At 39.4% G+C, this 19,521-nt stretch carries 21 protein-coding genes; 5 read left to right on the top strand and 16 right to left on the bottom strand.

The annotated features are described in order from the left end of the window. Positions 1 to 9 precede the first annotated feature (9 nt). Positions 10 to 375 (top strand): SRPBCC domain-containing protein, encoded by a 366-nt coding sequence (locus OK025_RS14715; RefSeq protein WP_317664819.1) that lies wholly within the window; start codon positions 10 to 12, stop codon positions 373 to 375. 32 nt (positions 376 to 407) lie between these two features. Here the strand turns inward: OK025_RS14715 and OK025_RS14710 are convergent, their stop codons facing one another. The 5 genes from OK025_RS14710 to OK025_RS14690 form a co-directional block, all read right to left on the bottom strand. Further along, positions 408 to 959, bottom strand: a complete 552-nt coding sequence (locus tag OK025_RS14710) for a putative glycolipid-binding domain-containing protein (RefSeq protein WP_317664817.1) — start codon at positions 957 to 959, stop codon at positions 408 to 410. A 320-nt stretch (positions 960 to 1,279) separates the two neighbouring features. Then, the gene (locus OK025_RS14705; RefSeq protein ID WP_317664815.1) at positions 1,280 to 1,510 is read right to left on the bottom strand and encodes a hypothetical protein; all 231 of its coding nucleotides are present in this window, start codon (positions 1,508 to 1,510) and stop codon (positions 1,280 to 1,282) included. A gap of 15 nt (positions 1,511 to 1,525) precedes the next feature. Further along, positions 1,526 to 1,681, bottom strand: a complete 156-nt coding sequence (locus OK025_RS14700) for a hypothetical protein (RefSeq protein ID WP_317664814.1) — start codon at positions 1,679 to 1,681, stop codon at positions 1,526 to 1,528. Between the two features lie 271 nt (positions 1,682 to 1,952). Further along, positions 1,953 to 2,444, bottom strand: coding sequence for a DinB family protein (locus OK025_RS14695; RefSeq protein WP_317664812.1), 492 nt, complete (start codon positions 2,442 to 2,444; stop codon positions 1,953 to 1,955). A 10-nt stretch (positions 2,445 to 2,454) separates the two neighbouring features. Next, positions 2,455 to 2,823 (bottom strand): hypothetical protein, encoded by a 369-nt coding sequence (locus OK025_RS14690; RefSeq protein ID WP_317664811.1) that lies wholly within the window; start codon positions 2,821 to 2,823, stop codon positions 2,455 to 2,457. Positions 2,824 to 2,989: 166 nt separating this feature from the next. On the opposite strand from OK025_RS14690, the gene OK025_RS14685 reads away from it, so the two are divergent. After that, the gene (locus OK025_RS14685) at positions 2,990 to 3,586 is read left to right on the top strand and encodes a hypothetical protein (protein WP_317664809.1); all 597 of its coding nucleotides are present in this window, start codon (positions 2,990 to 2,992) and stop codon (positions 3,584 to 3,586) included. A 209-nt stretch (positions 3,587 to 3,795) separates the two neighbouring features. Here OK025_RS14685 and OK025_RS14680 read toward each other — a convergent pair whose 3' ends face one another. The 11 genes from OK025_RS14680 to OK025_RS14630 all read right to left on the bottom strand — a co-directional run bounded on the left by OK025_RS14680 (position 3,796) and on the right by OK025_RS14630 (position 15,463). Next, complete coding sequence (locus OK025_RS14680; RefSeq protein WP_317664807.1) at positions 3,796 to 4,152, bottom strand: hypothetical protein; 357 nt, start codon at positions 4,150 to 4,152, stop codon at positions 3,796 to 3,798. A gap of 403 nt (positions 4,153 to 4,555) precedes the next feature. Next, positions 4,556 to 5,071 carry a YegJ family protein gene (locus OK025_RS14675; protein WP_317664805.1) on the bottom strand — a complete coding sequence of 172 codons (516 nt, stop codon included), beginning with the start codon at positions 5,069 to 5,071 and terminating at the stop codon, positions 4,556 to 4,558. A gap of 155 nt (positions 5,072 to 5,226) precedes the next feature. Next, the gene (locus OK025_RS14670; protein ID WP_317664803.1) at positions 5,227 to 5,664 is read right to left on the bottom strand and encodes a hypothetical protein; all 438 of its coding nucleotides are present in this window, start codon (positions 5,662 to 5,664) and stop codon (positions 5,227 to 5,229) included. 122 nt (positions 5,665 to 5,786) lie between these two features. Further along, on the bottom strand, positions 5,787 to 5,984 hold the full coding sequence (locus OK025_RS14665; protein WP_317664801.1) for a hypothetical protein: 198 nt from the start codon (positions 5,982 to 5,984) through the stop codon (positions 5,787 to 5,789). A gap of 26 nt (positions 5,985 to 6,010) precedes the next feature. Beyond that, positions 6,011 to 6,445: an RNA polymerase sigma factor gene (locus tag OK025_RS14660; RefSeq protein WP_317664800.1), complete on the bottom strand. Its 435-nt coding sequence runs from the start codon at positions 6,443 to 6,445 to the stop codon at positions 6,011 to 6,013. 275 nt (positions 6,446 to 6,720) lie between these two features. Beyond that, on the bottom strand, positions 6,721 to 7,890 hold the full coding sequence (locus tag OK025_RS14655; protein ID WP_317664798.1) for a cytochrome-c peroxidase: 1,170 nt from the start codon (positions 7,888 to 7,890) through the stop codon (positions 6,721 to 6,723). Next, complete coding sequence (locus OK025_RS14650) at positions 7,880 to 9,454, bottom strand: DUF6850 family outer membrane beta-barrel protein (protein WP_317664796.1); 1,575 nt, start codon at positions 9,452 to 9,454, stop codon at positions 7,880 to 7,882. The genes OK025_RS14655 and OK025_RS14650 overlap by 11 nt, the downstream gene beginning before the upstream one ends. A gap of 10 nt (positions 9,455 to 9,464) precedes the next feature. Further along, positions 9,465 to 10,814 (bottom strand): DUF4876 domain-containing protein, encoded by a 1,350-nt coding sequence (locus tag OK025_RS14645; protein WP_317664794.1) that lies wholly within the window; start codon positions 10,812 to 10,814, stop codon positions 9,465 to 9,467. Between the two features lie 4 nt (positions 10,815 to 10,818). Next, positions 10,819 to 13,842, bottom strand: a complete 3,024-nt coding sequence (locus OK025_RS14640; RefSeq protein ID WP_317664793.1) for a TonB-dependent receptor domain-containing protein — start codon at positions 13,840 to 13,842, stop codon at positions 10,819 to 10,821. Positions 13,843 to 13,854: 12 nt separating this feature from the next. Next, complete coding sequence (locus OK025_RS14635; protein WP_317664791.1) at positions 13,855 to 14,847, bottom strand: FecR family protein; 993 nt, start codon at positions 14,845 to 14,847, stop codon at positions 13,855 to 13,857. 55 nt (positions 14,848 to 14,902) lie between these two features. After that, positions 14,903 to 15,463, bottom strand: a complete 561-nt coding sequence (locus OK025_RS14630) for a sigma-70 family RNA polymerase sigma factor (protein WP_317664790.1) — start codon at positions 15,461 to 15,463, stop codon at positions 14,903 to 14,905. Positions 15,464 to 15,742: 279 nt separating this feature from the next. On the opposite strand from OK025_RS14630, the gene OK025_RS14625 reads away from it, so the two are divergent. The 3 genes from OK025_RS14625 (at position 15,743) to OK025_RS14615 (ending at position 19,424) form a co-directional block, all read left to right on the top strand. Beyond that, a complete protein-coding gene (locus OK025_RS14625; RefSeq protein ID WP_317664789.1) occupies positions 15,743 to 16,117 on the top strand; it encodes a hypothetical protein in 375 nt (124 codons plus the stop codon). Positions 16,118 to 16,191: 74 nt separating this feature from the next. After that, the gene (locus OK025_RS14620) at positions 16,192 to 18,333 is read left to right on the top strand and encodes a TonB-dependent receptor (protein ID WP_317664788.1); all 2,142 of its coding nucleotides are present in this window, start codon (positions 16,192 to 16,194) and stop codon (positions 18,331 to 18,333) included. Between the two features lie 2 nt (positions 18,334 to 18,335). After that, positions 18,336 to 19,424, top strand: a complete 1,089-nt coding sequence (locus OK025_RS14615; protein WP_317664786.1) for a PepSY-associated TM helix domain-containing protein — start codon at positions 18,336 to 18,338, stop codon at positions 19,422 to 19,424. Positions 19,425 to 19,521: the final 97 nt, after the last annotated feature.

Raw genomic sequence — 19,521 nt, 5'->3', positions numbered from 1 at the left:
CACAATTACATGAAAAATAACGTAGGATTAACAAAAGATGCAGGTTGGCAGTTCGGAATCAGAAAAACTTTGCCAGCAAACCTGGAAACACTGTGGAATGTCTTTTTTTCAGACAGGGGATTAAGTTATTGGTCTGAAGGTGTAGACCAGGGTTTTTCAACTTTTAATAAATATTCCCATATCCGGACAAAGTGGAGGCACAAAGATTTCACAGAAGAAGCCAATTTACAGATCAGATTTATTCCTTCGAAAAATCAAGATAAAACAACAATTTCATTTCATGTTGATAAATTAAAGAATGAAAGCCAACGTGAAGTGACGAGAGCATATTGGTCAAAAGTGATTGAAGATCTGAAGCTATTACTTGACTCTTAAATCCCATATGAATAGGGATTGTTTTATCTTCCCTAATCTTCCAAAACTAATTCAAATAGACCGGGATAGCTCTTTACAATGCCTTTCTGATCGACTGTGATCGACGAGGAAAATACGGTATCAAGATTATCGTACAGATATTCATCCTTCTTTTTTCTGCAATAAAGCTGTTTGACTGGCTTTATTTCATTTTCAAGAATGTTGATGTATATGACATCAATAGACTTTGATTGCCCTATATCCAGTAACAGATTATTGATTGGCAATGTATTTGTAAAAGGTGTAACCGAAATATCGATAAAGAGAAATTCATTGAACTCCGGTCTAGGAATTCCATTGATCGACCATAAACCTGCAGCGTTTGTCCCGATAATTAAATTTTTGTGCCCTTCAATTTCTGTTTTTATTTCAAATTCCTGTATGCACCAATTTCTGTCTATTTTTAAAACATAATCTACATTATAAATACGGTTCAAATAGTTGCCAATGATAGACGATTTTACATAATAGGCATCATTTTTCAGTTCTATCGTGCAATCTTCCCAGGATTTATAAACCAAGCCTCTCCAGATAATCTTTCTCATTTCGATCTATGAATTACAGTTTGCGGTCTTATTTCTGAACATTTCTTTGAATGATTTTTTGAGATTGATTCCCTTTCCCAATACCGTTGCGAACCGGTTCTAAAAGTCATTTATGTAATTAAGCAGTTATTGTACCAGTTATTTCTCAAATCTAAATAAAAGGTGAATGTTATATAAATACCGGCCTTTAAGATAAAATTTACTTTTATTTAATTATATATCCATTCGTATTGTCATGATTGCGACTGAAGATCCGATGCCCATATTTGCCATTATCTTCTTGATTCCTGCCCCGCATTCATCTGAAAAGTTAATGAAATCTATTGATCGTTAGATCGAACTAACCTCTTATTCTCGTTACCGTCATTTGGGGAAGCGTTCTCCCATTTCATTTCCTTCGTATTCAATTTTTTTATCAGATACTGTTCTGTATATATCTTGCGTTCATCGTAGAGCGTCACCAAAGTCTTATCATTACTTAATACATAGGTTCTGTAAATAGTGGTATCTCGATTTGAAAGCGCATCGTAGATATTCTTAATACAGGTCATATCTGAGTTGAATTTTTATGTAACGGAACCATCTACGGCAATTTTAGAATCATCATTTGCCACGGTCCATTTACCGATAAGGTTATCAATGGCTATCTTTTCATCTTTTTTGCAAGAGCTAAGAACGACAATAATGATGGCTGGAAATAAGATTCTGTAATTTCTTTTCATAACTTCTTGGTTATTTATTATTGATACATCAACAATACGAGTGAATTTGATAATCTGCTACAGTAGTACTTAAAATCTTGATCTTGTCCATGTAAATACATTTTACAAGACAACTTGATCCTAATCAATACATATCCCATCATCAAAAGCAGGTCTATAATTTCATTTGGTCATTTTTTTTAGTGATAACGAATAGTAGGTTTGTCTTCTGCGACATTGTTGTAGAGACAGGCGTTTAAAAAAAGCGTCTCGACTCGGCCTTAGCACTAGTTTATTTTTTCACCTGAGATACCCATTTCGGAGCACGATCAATAGTCTGTCTAAGGTATAAATTCAATTGTGCAACATGATGCTGAATATGCCGCATATTATACAATAGAATCTCAAGGAGAGAAAAGTTTTTAGATTCGTTGATCCAACGGGCATTCATTCTGCTCGGTGTGAGTTCTTCTATATGCTTTCTAGCTTTCTGTCTACAGTGCTCCAAATACGCAAGAATTTCCGACCTGGTATATGTCCGGTCCGGTTTTTTGCCCGTCGGATCAAATTCTGAAAAAGTAAACGGTTTTGGTGGCTCAAATTTATTGGGTTCTACCGATAAATAATAATCTGTCCAAAAGAGACTGTGGAAAGACAGGTACCAAAAATCTAATGCGGTGTCCCAATGTTCATCGGGACACATATGGATTGCGTTTTCGAGCATGTCTAAACTAGCTCCAAACTGGCTCCAAAGCGCGTCTTTTATCATCATTGAATCTTGCATATTTGACTTTTTACTCGGTGCCGCGATTGTTTCTTGGAGAATTATTGTAATTCTCTATATCAGTATAGGCCTTACCTAAATGCTGTCCTAAGCGTTTTTTTAAATCAGGATTTTCGGAAAAATCCAATTTACGCAAAAAACTTAGATAAATGGCATTTTGAACCCGTTTATCAACTAAAGGCAAATTCTTGGTTAAAAAATCCACCATAACATCAAACTTATCCCCGTCATTTTTAGCTATCGCTTGCTGTATAAATCGTTTAAATCGGCCCATTTGAAAGGTAATAGAAGCCCTGCAATCTTCGTCTAAAAACTCTTCTTTCAAACTCGGAAACAATTGAATCAACTCTTTAATAAACAAATCTTGGTCTTTCATCATTATTAAAATGGCATATTTATAATCTTTATTCTAAGCCTGCTCCCCACTAGCGCGATAAGACATTCGGCAAGTTAAAGATAATTGGTAAAATGTGAGTTAAATGTGTATATTTAATTATGAAGACATATAGGATGGTTACAATATTACGCCATTTAGCAAAACTATTATGAAAAATGTCCTTTTCGCTTCCACACTGGCTCTGTCTATCCTTTCCTGCCAAGAAAATAAGCAACAAAATTTACCTCTTGTAGAAAATGCGGTGGACAATGCTGAATCTGCTGTTTCAGGTTCTTTTAAAAGTTATCGTGGAAATAACATAACTGTAAACAATATCTATTCCGAATTAATTAAAGATGATAAAAATCTTACAGCACTCAATTCCAGGATTGTGAAGACATTGGAGGAAACAGAAGAAGTTTTAGCGGTATATAACAATGTACTGAACACCACTAAATCTTATTACCAGGATGCCGATGATCAAACGAAGGCCATTACAGATTCACTTGTAAAACAACAGGTACAAAAAGAAATTAGCGCCAGTGCTGATCGATACGATCTTAAAGTAAAAAATATAACAGATCATATCAGTCAAATAACTAAAAATACTGAAAAGCTGGTTAGCATGTACACTGCTTTTAAGATCAGAAAAACGCTACCTGAAATTGAAAAGTATCAAAATGCACATCCCCTAAAAATGGATAGCCTGAATACTTTCATTACCAGGCAGAATAAATTGCTGGAAGAATTAAGGAAATTTAAATAAATGAAATCAAGAGAACAAATTCTTAGTCTATTTGATCGTTTAATGAGAAGCTTCAAGCATGAATATTCGGATCATATTTGGCCAACTAGTACCGAAATCTCACTTAGCATCACATCAGATTTACCGACATTCTTAGAACTGGATGAATGATGTCATCCTGATTTAGCTGACAACCAACTACCCAGATGGGATATTTCTAGCTATTCACATTATACAGTCCTCATAAGAGGTGTTATCCTGAAAATATCCGTTTGATTACGCAGTGACCAATAATTTATCAACCCCACAAAGTGTATTCTATCCTTTGCTAACATCGCCTTAATGATAACCCATCTGTAATCTATCTCTACATTATTCTCATTTAGAAAATCATCATAAGATGCAATGATCAGAGACATTAATGCCACTTTTTCCTCAAAAGGTAATTCATATTGATGATACCACTCGATAAATTCATTGATGCGATTGGAGTCTGCCATCTCAATATCCCAGTCCTGCTCCGTACCTGTATAAGGCAACGATAACTTCTTACTGAGTGTTGCGATTGTTTCTTTTTTTGGTATCATTTATATATTTCAAGTGCATACTTCAATTATTGAGTTGTAGCGAGAGCATCAAAATTTATTCACGAAGTTCTTTATCTTTTTTAATTCAATAATTAACGAAAGATATTTCATATGACGGCAATCGAAAGTCTGAATTTTCTTTCTTACTACGAACAAATTAACATAATGGCAATTATACCTCCCATAAAGCTAACAAGCAATAAGGCAAGCAGGCAATAAAGGATGCAAGAAAAGCAATACTTAAAAAAACTGGACTTACCCATTAACACTTGTAGGATTCCTCTTTTCATAAAATCTCATAGAAGCTAACTTAACAAAAAAAACAGTCATTTTCACTTCATATATCTGCTATATGTATGCTTCTGCACAGTATGGGACCTTATTGTTATGTTGTAAAAAAAACCTAGTCTTCTATAACAAAATCGATCGATTTATTAAATTCTTCCTTTTCTGATCCTGACAGTTGATCACGCATGGCACGGATCGTATAACCTCCTCGTAATACTCCCTTCTCTAAATACATCCAATCTGATATTTTTTGGTTATCAATCACTACGGTATCGCCAAGAGCGACCTCTTTCGTAGAGACCGGACTGTTAGAGACAATGCCAGTGAATTGACCATTTTGATAGGTGATATCGCCGACCCAAATATGCTCGAAACTTTTATCAGGAGTATCATATGCAATTTTAAGTGCAAATGCTTCATACCCTTCTTGCGGTTTTTCAACAGCCTGTAAAAACAGATTGAGTGAGTTTTTCGCCTTTACTATGGCTGCGTTCATTGCCTCATCATCAGAGCGGAAACCAATAACATCATCATTTTCAATTTTATCTTTTATGGACGGTGACTGGCATGCCAGCAACAGCGTACTACTGACAACAACAAATAAAATAGGTCTAAAAATTTTTGATCTCATCTTTTAATATTTTGCATACACAATTTTTACTCGGCCATTTAAATAAGGAAATATAAACAAATCGATCCATTCTAAAAAATACGGTACAGGAAACATTATTTTAATTTGCATTTTTACTAATTAGATCATTCATACCAATAGTCTAATTGAAAAAACTAATCAAATTGATGTGTTTTAAATGGATTAAATTCATTGGGTATGTCTTCAGAAATGATAGAATATAATTTCCAAAAATTCGAACTATATACCTTAGTATCATAACACAAAGAGTCACCGAGAAATATTTGGGTTCGACTGTAACCATTCCCGCCTTCAACTACAGGATTATTAATTTTTCTCAACCTACTTATAAATTCACCACCAGCTTTAACAGTAAACTTTGTGCTATCTAAAATACGATCTATGACAATGCTATTATCACCCTTTTCAATTAACCGTCCGGATTGAGCGGTAGCGTGGCCTGAATGATCAATATAAAGTCGAATAAAACTATTTCCTATTCTATAGTCAATTCGTGATTTGTCAAGGGCAGGCTTTTGAAAGCAACCGCTAAGAAAAAATATCAGTATGATAAACAAAAGAATCTTTTTCATCGTCCTGTTTGATAATATAGGTTGTCTAAAAATTCGGAAAATGAATGTCCGCGAAAATCAATCTAATCACTTCTATTATCTTGCTTCAAAATCGAGATATAATACTTCTATTAAAATCTATTCTATAATTCAACTACTAATGCTTTCGCAAATACCTCTAATTCTAGCCCGCTATAAAAACTTATATAGTACAAAGATCGTCCAGAACCATCAAACTCAGCTAGCTCATTGCCATTTTCAAACCGACCTCGATACAACAGATCAATTGTGCTAAATTCCCCAGAAACATCTTCGTCAAAAACAAATATGCAAGTATCCATAAGAGCATCAATAAACACTACATCGACTAGAGTAGATGAATAATTTCGCGCTGACGAGCGGTCATCTGTTGCAGCGCTTGATCGAGTCTATCCCGAATCTTCATAGCACGTTCCCGACGGATTATAGTAAGATCATGTGGAAGCTCAATGGTAAATGGCAAATAATCAACGGAAGAATTGGTCACTTCTGTCCGCCGAAGTGATTGCTCGATTTTCTTTACCAACGTACGACGGAAAGCCTTATATAGGTAGTTTTTGACCGCAACATCTGTACTTAAGTTCTCTCTGTTGCACCATAATTTAACAAATAACTCTTGAATACTATCCTCGATAATCACCTCATCTTGTGTAAACTTAAACCCATAATTGAACAACAGTTGGTTGTATCGTTCAAAAAGTATTTTGAACGACGGTTCATGCCCAACTTGAAACATTTGCCAAATCTGTTGATCGGAGTTCATCGATTAATGCGCGACTTTTTGCTTTTCAGTTTAAGTAGATAAAATTTACATTCAAATCTACCATTTTTTTTCTATGAACAGAAGATCGAATAATTCTACTGCCGAAAAGCGAATATTCCTGGCCCCAATGCGATTCTAAGCATGAAAATAAAGCCTTTTCCAGCTGCTTTAAAGTAATAATTACAGCTGCAATTCCATCCCTGGCAAGGCGTAAAAGAAAAAAATCAACTAAAAATCAGCCTGGAATTTGATTCGCTAACAAGATATAGCTTTCCTTATTCAGGAAGTTGTGGCATAGCAATCCGACGTTGTGTCGGTGTACTTATAGCCTGTAAAAAAGCTATGACCGCATCGACTTCCTGTCTCGATAAATTCAATCTCTTTAACAGCGGTGAATGTATAGGTCTTGTCTTTTCATCAATTTTTACATGCTTTTGTATTGGTGCTGGATTACCAAGATTATAGAGTTCGACCACATCACGCAAGGTTGGAAAGTTGCCGTGATGCATCCAGGGACCTGTCAGACCTGTATTTCGAAGCGATGGTGTACGGAATGCGCCAATATCTTTCTGATCTCCGGTGAGCTGGTAGTGGCCAAAATCCTGCTGTTTGGTTCCGTACAGTGTCTGTCCATCATTATGAAATAGATTGTCAGAGAACAAAGGTGTATTGTGGCAATTTATACAACGTGCTTTGGTGCGAAACAAATGTAGCCCGGTGAGTTCCTCATCGTTCAATGCATCGGCCTGCCCCTGTACAAATCGATCAAATTTTGTTGGATAGCTCACAATACCACGTTCAAAGGTAGCGAGCGCCTGTTGTATTCGAAGCAAGGTAATCTGTTTATCCCCAAAAGCTTGTTCGAAGTATTTCGCATAGCCGCGCACAGCTTTTACATGTGCTATTAAAGTATCCAACGGTGTATTCATTTCCAAATGGTCTTGTGTCGGTAGCAAGACCTGATCTTCCAGGCTCTTAGCACGGCCGTCCCACATTAAAGACTTATAAAATGCGACATTGTACAACGTCATCGCATTTCTTTTTCCCTCACGCCTTCCATGTCCGTGCGCGAGGCTTTTTCCATCTCCAAATCCCAATTGCGGATCATGACAGCTTGCGCAAGAGATTTGCTTTGATGCTGAAAGTCTGGGGTCAAAAAACAACAACTTTCCGAGCAGCGATTTTTCCTTGCTATATGGATTATCCACCGGATAGCTTACCTGGGGCAATACACCGATATCCATAAAACCAGGTCTCACAGCTGAGTCAATATGTGGCTGTGGCCATAGTTCCTGACGTCCACTACTGTAGCGTTCGCGCAGTTCCTGTAGATCTACCTGCTCGTCGGCACGATTTGCAAATGCCGAAATCAACAAAGGTGCAATAAAGATTGCGATAACAATCAGTGTATTCTTCTTCATCAAAGTCCACTTCCTAAAATCCATATGCTATCATTAAATTCACTTGTTTCCGGGTGGTCCCTATAGGGGCAAGATTCTCGCGATTCAGATCAGATAAACATGCCGCTTTTTGATAATTATAGTCTGCAATCAAATGAATGAAATTTCCCTTTTTTAAGCGCTGTTTGAAACCCAATTTTACTTTACCCCCATATAAATTTGCACGATTATAAAGGACATCATGATAAAAGACATATTGATGGAATACGTTTTCATTGATTAGCGGTAGCGACCAGGATGTTCCTATATTTTGGCGAAGAGAACCTGTGAGACCAAATTCTATTTCTTGATTCGCAGCGGTGATATAGGTCCAGGCTCCATTGAGTTGATAGTTTAAATGCTCATAGTCCAGACTTGTGCCAGTGCCGCCATCCCTTCTGATTTCATTCAATAAACCAATTTTACCCCCGTAATAGTGTCGCCACTTTTTCTTCGCTAGCATATAAGCTAAATTCAATGCTCCATTATCATTCTGATAAACATAATTCTGTGCATTTCCACTTTCTGTTACCTGGTCCTTTCCACGTGTACTGGACCAATCAAGTGATGCCATATAAGTCTGATTTCCTGATGACAGCTGCCACACCAAATTGTAATCTAGTCGGTTTAAATTATACTGACTGAGTTCATTGATGCGAGACTCGTTACGCAGCGTTTGTCGATATTTCTGTTCCTCACGTAGATAAGCTACATTGCCATAAAAATCCCCTATTGAAGAATTCAATGAGGAGTAAAATTTACCACCAAAGCGCTTCATGTCGTTCTGATAGAACATCTTCTGCTCCAGTAGCCAGTCACTCACCTTCCATCCGTATCCTCTGATAATATAGTTCATGTAGGGCGATTCCACAGCGCTTGTGGCCGAATTTCCATTTTTATAAGCGATTTCAAAGTCCTCCTGCCCATAACCATACTTCCCTTCGAGACCAATATCGACGTTTTTGACGATACGCATACTACCGCCGAGCGTACCGTTAAGTTGCGCTACGCGTATGCTACCTCTCGGATCATTATTGCTAAAATGATTTGCTACCTGGTAATCGAATCCACCAAAGACAGCATATTTTCTATCTGCAAAATAACGCTGTCCCCGTGTCTGGATACGATAGGTCGTTCGTTCATAATGATTGTAGCCATAGGAGCCAAAATACCAGGGGGAAGAGGTGTTTTCTCTGGTCTGATGGGCAAACCTCGTACTATCTTCGACAGATCTCGTATAATTGAAACGCCCCCACAAGCGTACATCTTTAATAGTAACAGCTCCCTCCGAACTAAAATTCAGCATATTTACCCGCTGTGCGTCCTGGGCACGGTGATAATCGCCCGAGGTGGAATTGTATCCCATACTAATCAAACTGTAACGCTGCGGCACCTTCTTTTCCAGCCACATCGGGTTATCGATAGCAAACTGCCGTAAGCGCAATTGCATGCTATCTTGATCAATATATTGAATATAGGATATGGTATCTTGTCGTGCTATCGCTTTGGCCGGAAGCTGGGACAACACCCCAACAAATAGGCATAAGGTAACTTGAATATAATTTTTCATTTCTCTTCGCTTAATCAATAAATCCCTTTGGATTTGCCTTCATTGACACAAAATCATCACTTGAGTTATTAGAATCTTCCAATATTCTTCTTCCATTGATGATCTCTTTTGTTTTCCGAATAACTGAATTTGAGGAACGCGCACCTCCGTCTACAGCGATAGATCCAGCATCGATTTTTGCCGTAAATCGTTTCGGATATTGTGTTGAGGTTGAGGACTGAATTTCCACGCCATCCAAAATATTAGCTACTGGAATCTGAAGGTAATCTGTTCCCAAATTTTCCCTTCCATCGGCATATGGCGGCATATAGCCCTTCCAATTGATTACTGGCCCCATGTTCTGATCACGGAAAATGATCCAGCTGCGTTGACCCGCTTGGTTCATAATCATGTCAGCACCATTCCCCCGGTTGATCAGGCGTATATTGGGGACATTTGGATTATCGATGTCAGATGCCAGAGGTTTAGTACTTCCAAGATAGGGCACATAGTAAGCTTCAAAGTCTGCCTTGCTGAGATCAATCGTGAGGCCCGGATTCTTTACAGAGATTGCTACCCCGTCGGCTCCTACATAGGGCGACTGATGATTGGCTGCTGTTGAGGCAACAACAATACTCTCGCCCGGCAGAATCGGATAGTCTTTTCCTCTGCCCGGAAGCTGGATAATCAGATGAGCGTAGACATAATCACTGTTGGCATCAATATCCTGTGGCATACGATAAGACTTACTCCAATCATACTGTCCACTATTGGGTTGGTATACATAGGTCGTACTCGCATTTGTCGCACCAAAAGCTTCAGCTATATAGAGACTGTCTGCATAGCGAATCTCATCGGAATTATTATAGATTTCGATAAATTGATCCCTAAAACTAGCGCCTTGATTGGCGTCTGAACCTGCGTAATAAATCTGCTTGATAACCAAGCCTTCCTGATTACTATTACCTGTCAGGAGAGAGAGATCCCAATGTGTTGCCGCCGCCCCTTTTACGACCTCGATCTGGCGTATCACAGAACTAAAAGTAACCTCATTGTCTTCACGCTGCCCCGTTAGCTGATTAAATTCTGCCGCACTGAATTTTTTCACGACCTGAACATTATACCTATTTGGAGCCAGATCTAGAAACTTAACGACACCATTTTCATCAGATTTCACCGTCATCAGCAGTTTGCCTTTCAGGGTATAGAGATTTAGCGTAATATCATTCAAAGGCAATTTGCTGGCATAGGTTTCACTTTCGTAAAACGTACTCAATGAGATATCTACGGAACCGTTATCGGCAAAGATATCTTTTTGACACCCGCTAATAAGATAGCTAAAACCAAAGATCAGAAGTATAAGTTTAATGATGATTTTCATGGCGTTATAGTTTAAGTCTGAGTTGCGCACCATAGGTAGGTTTACCATTTGGAATGATCATGGAATTATCAGAGCGTTTATACTGTGGACGATAGTTAAATACATTATAGACATGGAAAGCCAAGCTTAGCCGTTTGCTGATTTCCTTCGATACATTTAAGTGAAAATTTGTATAGACAGCCGGCTGATTCTGATTGTTGATTTCCTCTATAGGCCTTAGGGTATGGGCATAATCGACGTTATCGCGATCAAAATTGGCTAGGGCATGATAAGTTCCATCCTGCGTATAATAGCCAATAGGTATACCGTCCGACGCATCGGTATTGGTTTTATTCATGAGATTAAGTTCGGTTGTGAAATTGATCAACAGTTTAGCTTTGGGTATATGTGTACTTGAAGTAATTGCAGCGTTGCTCACCGTAGTCGTCCTTCGCTGTGTTGGATATATTGCAGATTCTGCACGATTGGGATTGCCCGTGTTGTTGGTAAATGTCGCCATGTTTTGCAAGGGTCTATAGGTTGATTTGGTCAATCCCGCCCTTATATTAAATGAGGTAGCGATCGCCGTCCATTTTGGGGTAGATAGCATGAATTCGATCCCCTGAGTTCTTTTGTCGCCAGCATTCATAAATTCAAAGCGCGATAGCCTATATTGTTTTGTCCCCTCAATAATATAAGGAACTTCCGCATTGGGATCTGGATTATCGTCGTATTTGTCCAGCAGGATTTTCTCAAAACTGTTAACGGTAACGACATCTCTATAATTCTTTTTATGATAAACGTTCACCCCCCATTTAAAATCTTTATATTCATAGGTGGCTGAAAATTCAAGCTGCTCGGACAACGAAGGCTTAAGCTTGCTATTATCCGGTGTAAATTTATCTACATACATCAGGTAAAGGCTATTTGCCTCATCGACACTTCCTCCATTAAAGGCAGTATGCTGATATAAGGGAATCTCATAAAATACCGGTCCTGGATACAATTGCGCCAATGCGGGCGCCTTACTTGCCCAGCCATACGCAATCCCCACGGTCAGCGCTGGAGAAACTGCATAGTTAATATTCGTCCGCGGTGAAAATGTAACATACTTTTCAAATTTGTCCAACCGCGTCCCAATACGGACGTTCAGGTCTCGATGCGCTATTTTCGCCGTAAATATATCCTCCGCATAAAACCCCAGCTGACGTTGTCCATGAATACGAGAGACGTCATAATAGCGTTCTTTCCGAATATCAGCATTTGTCGCGATGGTATTATTACGGGGTCTGGATGGATCGACAATCTGTCCTTTTCCAATATTTTTTGAGTAATTTAAAAATGAGCCAAAATTCACTTGATGCAGCAGTTCGCCCGTCTGAAATGTGCCCGTGAGATCCAGACGTGCTGTTAAATCGATGGGTTTCCCTTCAATATTGGTTACGGCCTGATAGATTCCGCTTGCATATTGGCCTTGATGAACTCCCGTTTCTGTGGCATCTGAGTAGATAATATAAGTACCGTTGACGTCCTGTTCTTTGTACGTATTCTGATAAGTTTCGCTATAACGGATGTTCAACCCGATATTAGAAAGAAAACCTCGATCAATCCGGTAATTGGCGCGGCTTCCGATAGCGAAATTATATGATTTGAAACGCATGACCGCAGCCGTTGGATCATCGCTATCACGCCGGACTTTATCCATGTTGCGACCATAATCTATGGATAACGTATTGGTAAAAGCTTTTTCTTTTCCTGCGAAGGTACTCCACATGATATTTCCGCCTAGACGGTCGTAGGATTTCAACTTATCTCTGTTGTCTTCAAAGGAGCGCGTGAAATTTCCACCAACAGTGAAGGCCCCAAACTTTCGGGTATCAAAACCTTTACTAATTCCGTAAACGGTTGCATTGTCGCGGAGTTGAACATTAAAATTGAGTGGTGTTTTGCCTGCAATACGGTTGATGATAATAGCACCATTTGTCATATCCCCATACTTTACAGAAGGTACACCAGCAGCAATTTCTATGCTTTCGATATTGTCTGTGGCAATCTGTCGGAGATCGGTACCGCCAAACGTATAATCACCTGTATAGTTATCTATACTGGCGTCACTCCCACTCAGTCCGGATATTTTGCCATTGACATAAGAATTTCCCATACCATAGATTCCCACATTTAAGGTTTGCATATTGGCGTTGTTAGACAATGCGATACCATCCATGATCAGTGCTACACCAAAAGAATTATTGAGTGCAAATGGATCTTTGTTGGAAAAAGAGTTTGTGCCCAATGTTGCGCTTCTTAAATTGGCTTGCTGGACCTGTTGTAAGGAGGGTGCCGCGATCTTTTGTCCAGGAATAAGGCTTAATAAATCATTAATACTTAATGCGCCCGACTGTTCGATCACTTCGCGGTTGATATAAAGTGAACTATTGCTTTCCAGCCGCCTGTTTGTTCGGGGAGTGACAGCTATTTCTTCTAGCCCTACACTCAACGTCGGTAATGTAATGTCGGCAATGGCATTATTTGTCCCATTTAAAATAGTTGTAATGGAAGTCCCTTGCCTTCCAATCATGGAAAACTGCAAGTTTGCTGACTTTAGCCGATGGGCCGGAAACTGGAATCTAAACGTCCCTTTATTATCCGTGAAATAATACTGGTTAAGTTCTTTAAGATGCACGGTTACCAATGGTATTCCTTTTCCTGCTTCATCGACAACCTTACCTGATAAAACACCCAGAGAAGCTTTACTGATCAAAATATTCTTACCCGAGATCTGTAATTTAAGATAAGTCAACTGTTCCAGTTGATTTAAAACCTGTGGAAGCGCTCCATTTACCTCGATATTGATGCGGCGATCCATATTGATCTGAGACTCGTCGTAGAGAAAACTGTAACCCGATTTTTCTTCGATCTGCTTCAAAATAGACTTTAGTGGTTGATTTTTACTTTCAATCTTCAGTTGTTGTGCATCGACAGCTAACACCTGGAAAGAAAGAATTACACCAAGAAGCAGGGCGCTTCTATTGATGGATTTAGAAAACATAGATATATGATGTTATTTTTTACGAACGATAAGTGTATTGGATTCGATACTGAACTGATAGCCTGTTGTCAAGGAAAGCTTTTCAAGCACCATTTCCAACGGCTCATGCCCTATGGTCCCCGAATACATCAATTCGATATCCGGTCGGTCCTGCACAATGATTCCAAATTTTCGGTTCAGCTGTTTGGCTATTTCGCTGAAAGTGGCCTTCTCAAAATGCAAAACACCCGTCATATTTTCCTTCTCTTTGGCTATATCAAAGGATTCTACTGCAAAGGTTGCTTTGTCCTTATGATAAACAATAGCCTGCCCCGGACTTAGCAGTAGCCTCTTTGTTCCTTTTGATACCTCTACTTTTCCAGTGAACAATGCTATTTTTGACAGCTCATCATTTTCAAAAGCGTGTACATTAAAAGAAGTTCCCAAAACTTTGATTTCAAGATCAGGGGTTTGGATGATAAAAGGTTTATGGATGTTATGAGTGACTTCAAAATAGCCTTCACCATTGAGGCTAACGATTCGCTTATCTCCATTGAAATGCTTTGGATATCGCAGTGTAGACGTTGGGCCGAGCTTCACTTTGGTACTATCGCTTAAAATTACATTCATATACTTACCGGTCGGTACAAGTTGGCTAACAAGTTCAGTTTGAGTGGCATTTTCCGCTATCGGCAACTGTCTTTTTAAGAATAGAAAACCCATAGATACCAACAAGAGGCTAGCTGCTGTATAGCCAATCCATCTGTAGTTTCGTAAACGATGCACTGGAGTAACATTTTTATTGATAAAGGCCTGAAGTCTGACACGCTCTTCTGCTACCTGGGCCTGACTTGGAACCATCTGCATCAGTTGGACTAATCCTTTCGCATCTTCCACAAGCTGCCGATGCTGCGGATTTGCCTCAACCCATTGTTTCCAATATTCCATATCCTCAAGCCTCACTTGCAGACAATAATTGATAAAGGATTCATTACAGATCAGTTTTTCCAAAGTAGGTTGTTCCATTCCTCGATATTGTGTTTACACAGTAGTGCACAAAAACTCATTTTTTTACCTGTTTTTATTTGGAAAAATTTAAAATAAGGAACACAACCACTGATAATGAACTCTTTAATTTTTTTATTGCCTCATAAACAACGTTATAAACTGTTCTCAGTGCTGCATTTTCCATTTCTGCGATTTCCTCATAACTCTTATTATGGAAAAATTTTAGCTCAATATAACGCTGCTGTTTTTTTGTCAGGTTAGCCATCGCTTTGCGTAGAGCCTGATCTCGTTCCAATGTTTCTTCAATTGCTATTTTTTGCGATTCGATCGAATCTTCTATCGGTGTGTGCAACAGTTCTTCCAGTGGTATATTTTGGTTAGCCCCTTGTTTATAGATCAGACGTTTTAGCCATACAAAGAGATAATATTTTGGATCCGTAGTTAGTATGGGTAAATTTCCCCGCTTTTCCCATAGGTCACAAAACAAGATATGGATTGATTCTTTTACAACTTCACGGTCGGCATTAATTTTCAATCCGTAACGGAACAGCGCTGTATACAACGAGTCGTATAAAGCCAAGAAACTGTCGCTATCGCCAGTTTTAATCTCGTTCCATGTTTGTAGTGCATCCAAGTGCGCAAAATAAATAATTATTTAGATTTATTCCAAATAATATTAAGCAATTAACAGCACTACACATTCTCAATGAAAATGTGTAGTGCTGTTAAACTAATATTTGAAACGTCTTGTTTTAGTGAAAAGCCCGACAGCATTTTTACTAGTGTTGAAAATTAATTAGCGTCCCATCCCATTTGGATAAGTAACAAGAAATACGAACTGTTCAGTAAGGCAATAATTGACTTCCAAAAAATTAAATTGTATTTCAGAAACAATTTATCTAAGTTTGGCCAAATGAAAAAAATGCTCCTATACTTCTTGACAATTTCCTTGCTCGTCCAAGCTAGCTGGGGGTATGTTGTCATAGGTGCATTTTATGTCAACAAAGATTACATTGCGAAGTATCTTTGTGAAAACCGCGATAAACCACAATTGCACTGTAACGGAAATTGTGTGTTAATGAAAAAAATCAGGAAGGCACAGGAGAAAGAAAAGCAGAATCCAACAGCGAAGCTTAAGGCTGAAGTGTATGATTTCATTAATTCGTATTCACTATTTTCCTTCACTCCAGCTTCGGTTGAAATAAAATCGATTCAACTGGGACCGGTTTTTACAAAATATCACAGTATAGACTCAAATCGTTTATTTCGCCCCCCTATTGCTGCCTAATTACTTTTCCTACAATGGCACTATCGGCCATTGCATTATTCTTAGAAAAAAATCATCAAAGGCAACATAAATTCATGAAATACTCATTTTCCGTATTGCTTGCATTGTCAGGCAGTATCGTATATGCACAACATTCTTCACCCGATACATCAGCTAGGCTACGCGATAGCATCAGACTTAACGAAGCTCTTGTCACTTCCAAATATTACAGAAAATACAAATTGGATGCTGCATCCAACACTTTAAAGCTACAGATTCCCCTACTCCAGCTTCCACAAAATATTCAAGAAATAGACCATAGTATCATCACCGACCAGCAGGCAATTAATATCAATGAAGCCGTGAGCAGGAATGTCAGTGGTGTCATGCGCAACAACACCGCCGATTTTTATGGTCCCTTTCTATTTATGCGCGGGGCTGGGATCAATACCTTACGCAATGGTATTGACATGTCCATGATCTATTATGGGCCTATGCCTGAAGATGCCAATATGATCGATCGATTGGAATTTATCAAGGGCCCTTCGGGCTTTATGAATGCAATCGGTGATCCTGCCGGATCTTTTAACCTTGTCACCAAGAAACCAACAGGTATCACATCCAACCAAGTTTTCTTTCAGACAGGAAGCTGGGATCTCTACCGTCTGGGCACTGACCTGGACGGCAGTTTTGATAAGGATAAAAGATGGCGCTATAGATTAAATGCGTTAGGGCAAAAATCGCGTTCTTTTCAACGCTTTGCATTTAATGACAAAGTCGTGGTCAATCCGAGCCTGACATACAGCATAGACTCCACATCCGCCCTAACGGCGGAGTATAGTTTTCAAAAACAATCTTTCCTTCAATATCTACTCACGGTATTCTCTCCCTATGGATTCGCATCGCTCCCACGTGATTTCAGTATTGCTGACCCAACGAAGGATCCTGTACAGGCCGCCGAACACAGCGCATTTTTAACGTATACAAAAAAACTAAGCAGCAACTGGAACCTGACAGCAAAAACTGCTTACGCCAATAGCCATATGGATGGCAACTATTTTTTTGTATCTGCCTATGATAAAAACCGGCCATCCGAAATCAAAAGACGTGTTACTTACGAAAGATTTACGACCGATGTTGCCTCCATTCAGGTCTTTGTGAACGGTCTGTTCAAAACAGGTGAGCTCGATCATCACATTTTGGCCAGCTTGGACGGAAATCGAAAGTCGTTACTTGGCTACTCAGGATATAATGACAAAAGTGCCAACCAAACGCTATACCCGCTAGATGTTAATAACCCCGTGTATGGTACACCATTCGATGACAACAAAAAGTCAGGTTCACTCGAAAGCATTGCAACAAATAAACAGCAGATAAAATATTTAGCTTTCTACCTACAGGATGAACTTGGTTTCTTACAGAATCAACTACATCTAACCTTGGCGGCGCGCTTAACACGATCGAAAAGCGATATTGATATCCCTGCAAAATCCAGTGTTTCGGATCTCGTCCTCACACCTCGTCTCGGTGTAAACTATGCACTCAGCACAAACGCCTCGATTTATGCATTATATGACCATACCTTTACGCCACAAAGTGGCTTAAGTGCGGAAGGGAAAACATTCGATCCGCTACGCGGGAAAAATTATGAAATTGGTATAAAAAAAGACTGGTGGAATGGCAAATGGAACAGTACCCTATCCCTTTATCATATTACCCGCGACAATATTTTGGTGACCGACCCTTCGACAAACCTGCAATCACAAATTGGGCAGACCAAGTCCAAAGGAATTGAGTTTGACCTCAAAGGTGAAATTGTCAAGGGATTGAATGCCGTCATTAATTATGCGTATACCGATAGTTATATTTCCGCCGATGCCAATCCAGCACTGGTAGGTAAGGCTACCCCCTATCGCGTAAGGCATATACAAAACACTTGGCTAAATTATCGGCTTCCTTTTGAGAAACTGACGGGACTGAGTATTTCCACAGGCTACCAATATCAAGCTGGTAGAGCTGGCCGATATCCGCAGGATGAAATTCCATCCATTGCAGCGCTCTTTCGCCTGGATGCTGGTCTAGGTTGGACAAATGGCAAAATAACAATCAATAGTCTTATCAATAACCTGACAAACCGATTCAATTATGGGAGTGCCTGGACAAGGCCAATAGGTCTCTACGCCTATGTGCCCTATGCCCCGCGTGAGTTCCGGTTGAATGTATCTTATAATTTCTAGCCATGAAGACGATAACCAAGTGGGCATTCCGCTGGCATGGATGGCTGGGACTAAGTTCGGGGCTATGCTTTCTAATTTTGGGGATTACAGGGTCATTGTTGCTATTCCGACACAATCTTGACAGAGCATTCAACCCAGACATCTATCATAGGCCCGACAGCGGGCTTATGATCTCTGCTGACAGCGCCTATAGGGTTGTCGCAGAAGTTTTTCCGGATTTGGAAAAAATTGTCCTACACGACTTTCCGCTATCATCGGAAGAACCCTACGAATTTATGCTTTATCGAAAGACCAAAAGCCCTTACGATAATCATTTGAGTTTTGCTTTTGTAGACTCACATCGGGGTATAATTCTGCGCCAAGGCAACTACGAGGACCTTAGTGGTTCATTTTTTAGATGGATATATGCCATGCATTACAGCTTTTTACTCGGTCGCATCGGACAAGGTATCTGCGCCATTGTCGGCATACTTCTCTTAATGACGATTATTTCGGGCCTGGTTGTCTATAGGAAATACATCAAGAAAGTTATTTTATTTCAGGTACCGCTATACAAGGGAGGGCGGCGACTATACTCCTCCTTGCATCGGGTGGTAGGAGTTTGGTCAGCCTTGATCAATATCGTCCTGCTGGTCACAGGTGTATGGATGAATATTCCCGTTTTTCAGAACCTTTTTTCTGACCACAAAACCATCGCGCAGCAACAGGGTGCCTTCGCGGAAAAACCAAATTTAGATAAACTACTGGACTACTGCGAAGTAGCTGCTCCGGGATTTGAACCCATTGCGATAAATATTCCAAAAGATAATAAATCCCCTATTTTGGTCCGCGGTCACCTGCCAGGTACCACATTCTTTTTGTTTGGTGGAAAGGCGAGCAATTTTGCTTTCGATCCTGTTCATGCAACCTTTATGGGGCAACTGGATATTGAAAAAGCAGATTTTTCGAAAAGAATTTCATGGGCAATTTATCAATTGCATATTGGCGGATTTGGCGGTTACATCGTAAAGTTTATCTATGCTTTAATCGGGTTGACACCAGCATTACTTGCTTTGACTGGTACCTATCTATGGTATAAGCGTAATTGGTAAATTAAGCTTTATTAATAAAGTAATAAGATTTACTGGCCAAATTCCCCCTCTTGGATTCGAAGGGGGGGAAGCAAGCCTTTACAGGTATTGACCTAAG

Origin of the sequence: Sphingobacterium sp. UGAL515B_05 (assembly GCF_033097525.1) — a bacterium.
Lineage (GTDB): Bacteria > Bacteroidota > Bacteroidia > Sphingobacteriales > Sphingobacteriaceae > Sphingobacterium.
Note: the sequence above shows the minus strand (reverse complement) of the source record. Positions and strands in the feature narration are given on the sequence as shown.

Excerpts from the sequence above, each read along its gene's own strand:
- OK025_RS14715 (WP_317664819.1), top strand. The coding sequence starts at position 10 with ATGAAAAATAACGTAGGATTAACAAAAGATGCAGGTTGGCAGTTCGGA.
- OK025_RS14710 (WP_317664817.1), bottom strand. The coding sequence starts at position 959 with ATGAGAAAGATTATCTGGAGAGGCTTGGTTTATAAATCCTGGGAAGAT.
- OK025_RS14705 (WP_317664815.1), bottom strand. The coding sequence starts at position 1,510 with ATGACCTGTATTAAGAATATCTACGATGCGCTTTCAAATCGAGATACC.
- OK025_RS14700 (WP_317664814.1), bottom strand. The coding sequence starts at position 1,681 with ATGAAAAGAAATTACAGAATCTTATTTCCAGCCATCATTATTGTCGTT.
- OK025_RS14695 (WP_317664812.1), bottom strand. The coding sequence starts at position 2,444 with ATGCAAGATTCAATGATGATAAAAGACGCGCTTTGGAGCCAGTTTGGA.
- OK025_RS14690 (WP_317664811.1), bottom strand. The coding sequence starts at position 2,823 with ATGATGAAAGACCAAGATTTGTTTATTAAAGAGTTGATTCAATTGTTT.
- OK025_RS14685 (WP_317664809.1), top strand. The coding sequence starts at position 2,990 with ATGAAAAATGTCCTTTTCGCTTCCACACTGGCTCTGTCTATCCTTTCC.
- OK025_RS14680 (WP_317664807.1), bottom strand. The coding sequence starts at position 4,152 with ATGATACCAAAAAAAGAAACAATCGCAACACTCAGTAAGAAGTTATCG.
- OK025_RS14675 (WP_317664805.1), bottom strand. The coding sequence starts at position 5,071 with ATGAGATCAAAAATTTTTAGACCTATTTTATTTGTTGTTGTCAGTAGT.
- OK025_RS14670 (WP_317664803.1), bottom strand. The coding sequence starts at position 5,664 with ATGAAAAAGATTCTTTTGTTTATCATACTGATATTTTTTCTTAGCGGT.
- OK025_RS14665 (WP_317664801.1), bottom strand. The coding sequence starts at position 5,984 with ATGGATACTTGCATATTTGTTTTTGACGAAGATGTTTCTGGGGAATTT.
- OK025_RS14660 (WP_317664800.1), bottom strand. The coding sequence starts at position 6,445 with ATGAACTCCGATCAACAGATTTGGCAAATGTTTCAAGTTGGGCATGAA.
- OK025_RS14655 (WP_317664798.1), bottom strand. The coding sequence starts at position 7,890 with ATGGATTTTAGGAAGTGGACTTTGATGAAGAAGAATACACTGATTGTT.
- OK025_RS14650 (WP_317664796.1), bottom strand. The coding sequence starts at position 9,454 with ATGAAAAATTATATTCAAGTTACCTTATGCCTATTTGTTGGGGTGTTG.
- OK025_RS14645 (WP_317664794.1), bottom strand. The coding sequence starts at position 10,814 with ATGAAAATCATCATTAAACTTATACTTCTGATCTTTGGTTTTAGCTAT.
- OK025_RS14640 (WP_317664793.1), bottom strand. The coding sequence starts at position 13,842 with ATGTTTTCTAAATCCATCAATAGAAGCGCCCTGCTTCTTGGTGTAATT.
- OK025_RS14635 (WP_317664791.1), bottom strand. The coding sequence starts at position 14,847 with ATGGAACAACCTACTTTGGAAAAACTGATCTGTAATGAATCCTTTATC.
- OK025_RS14625 (WP_317664789.1), top strand. The coding sequence starts at position 15,743 with ATGAAAAAAATGCTCCTATACTTCTTGACAATTTCCTTGCTCGTCCAA.
- OK025_RS14620 (WP_317664788.1), top strand. The coding sequence starts at position 16,192 with ATGAAATACTCATTTTCCGTATTGCTTGCATTGTCAGGCAGTATCGTA.
- OK025_RS14615 (WP_317664786.1), top strand. The coding sequence starts at position 18,336 with ATGAAGACGATAACCAAGTGGGCATTCCGCTGGCATGGATGGCTGGGA.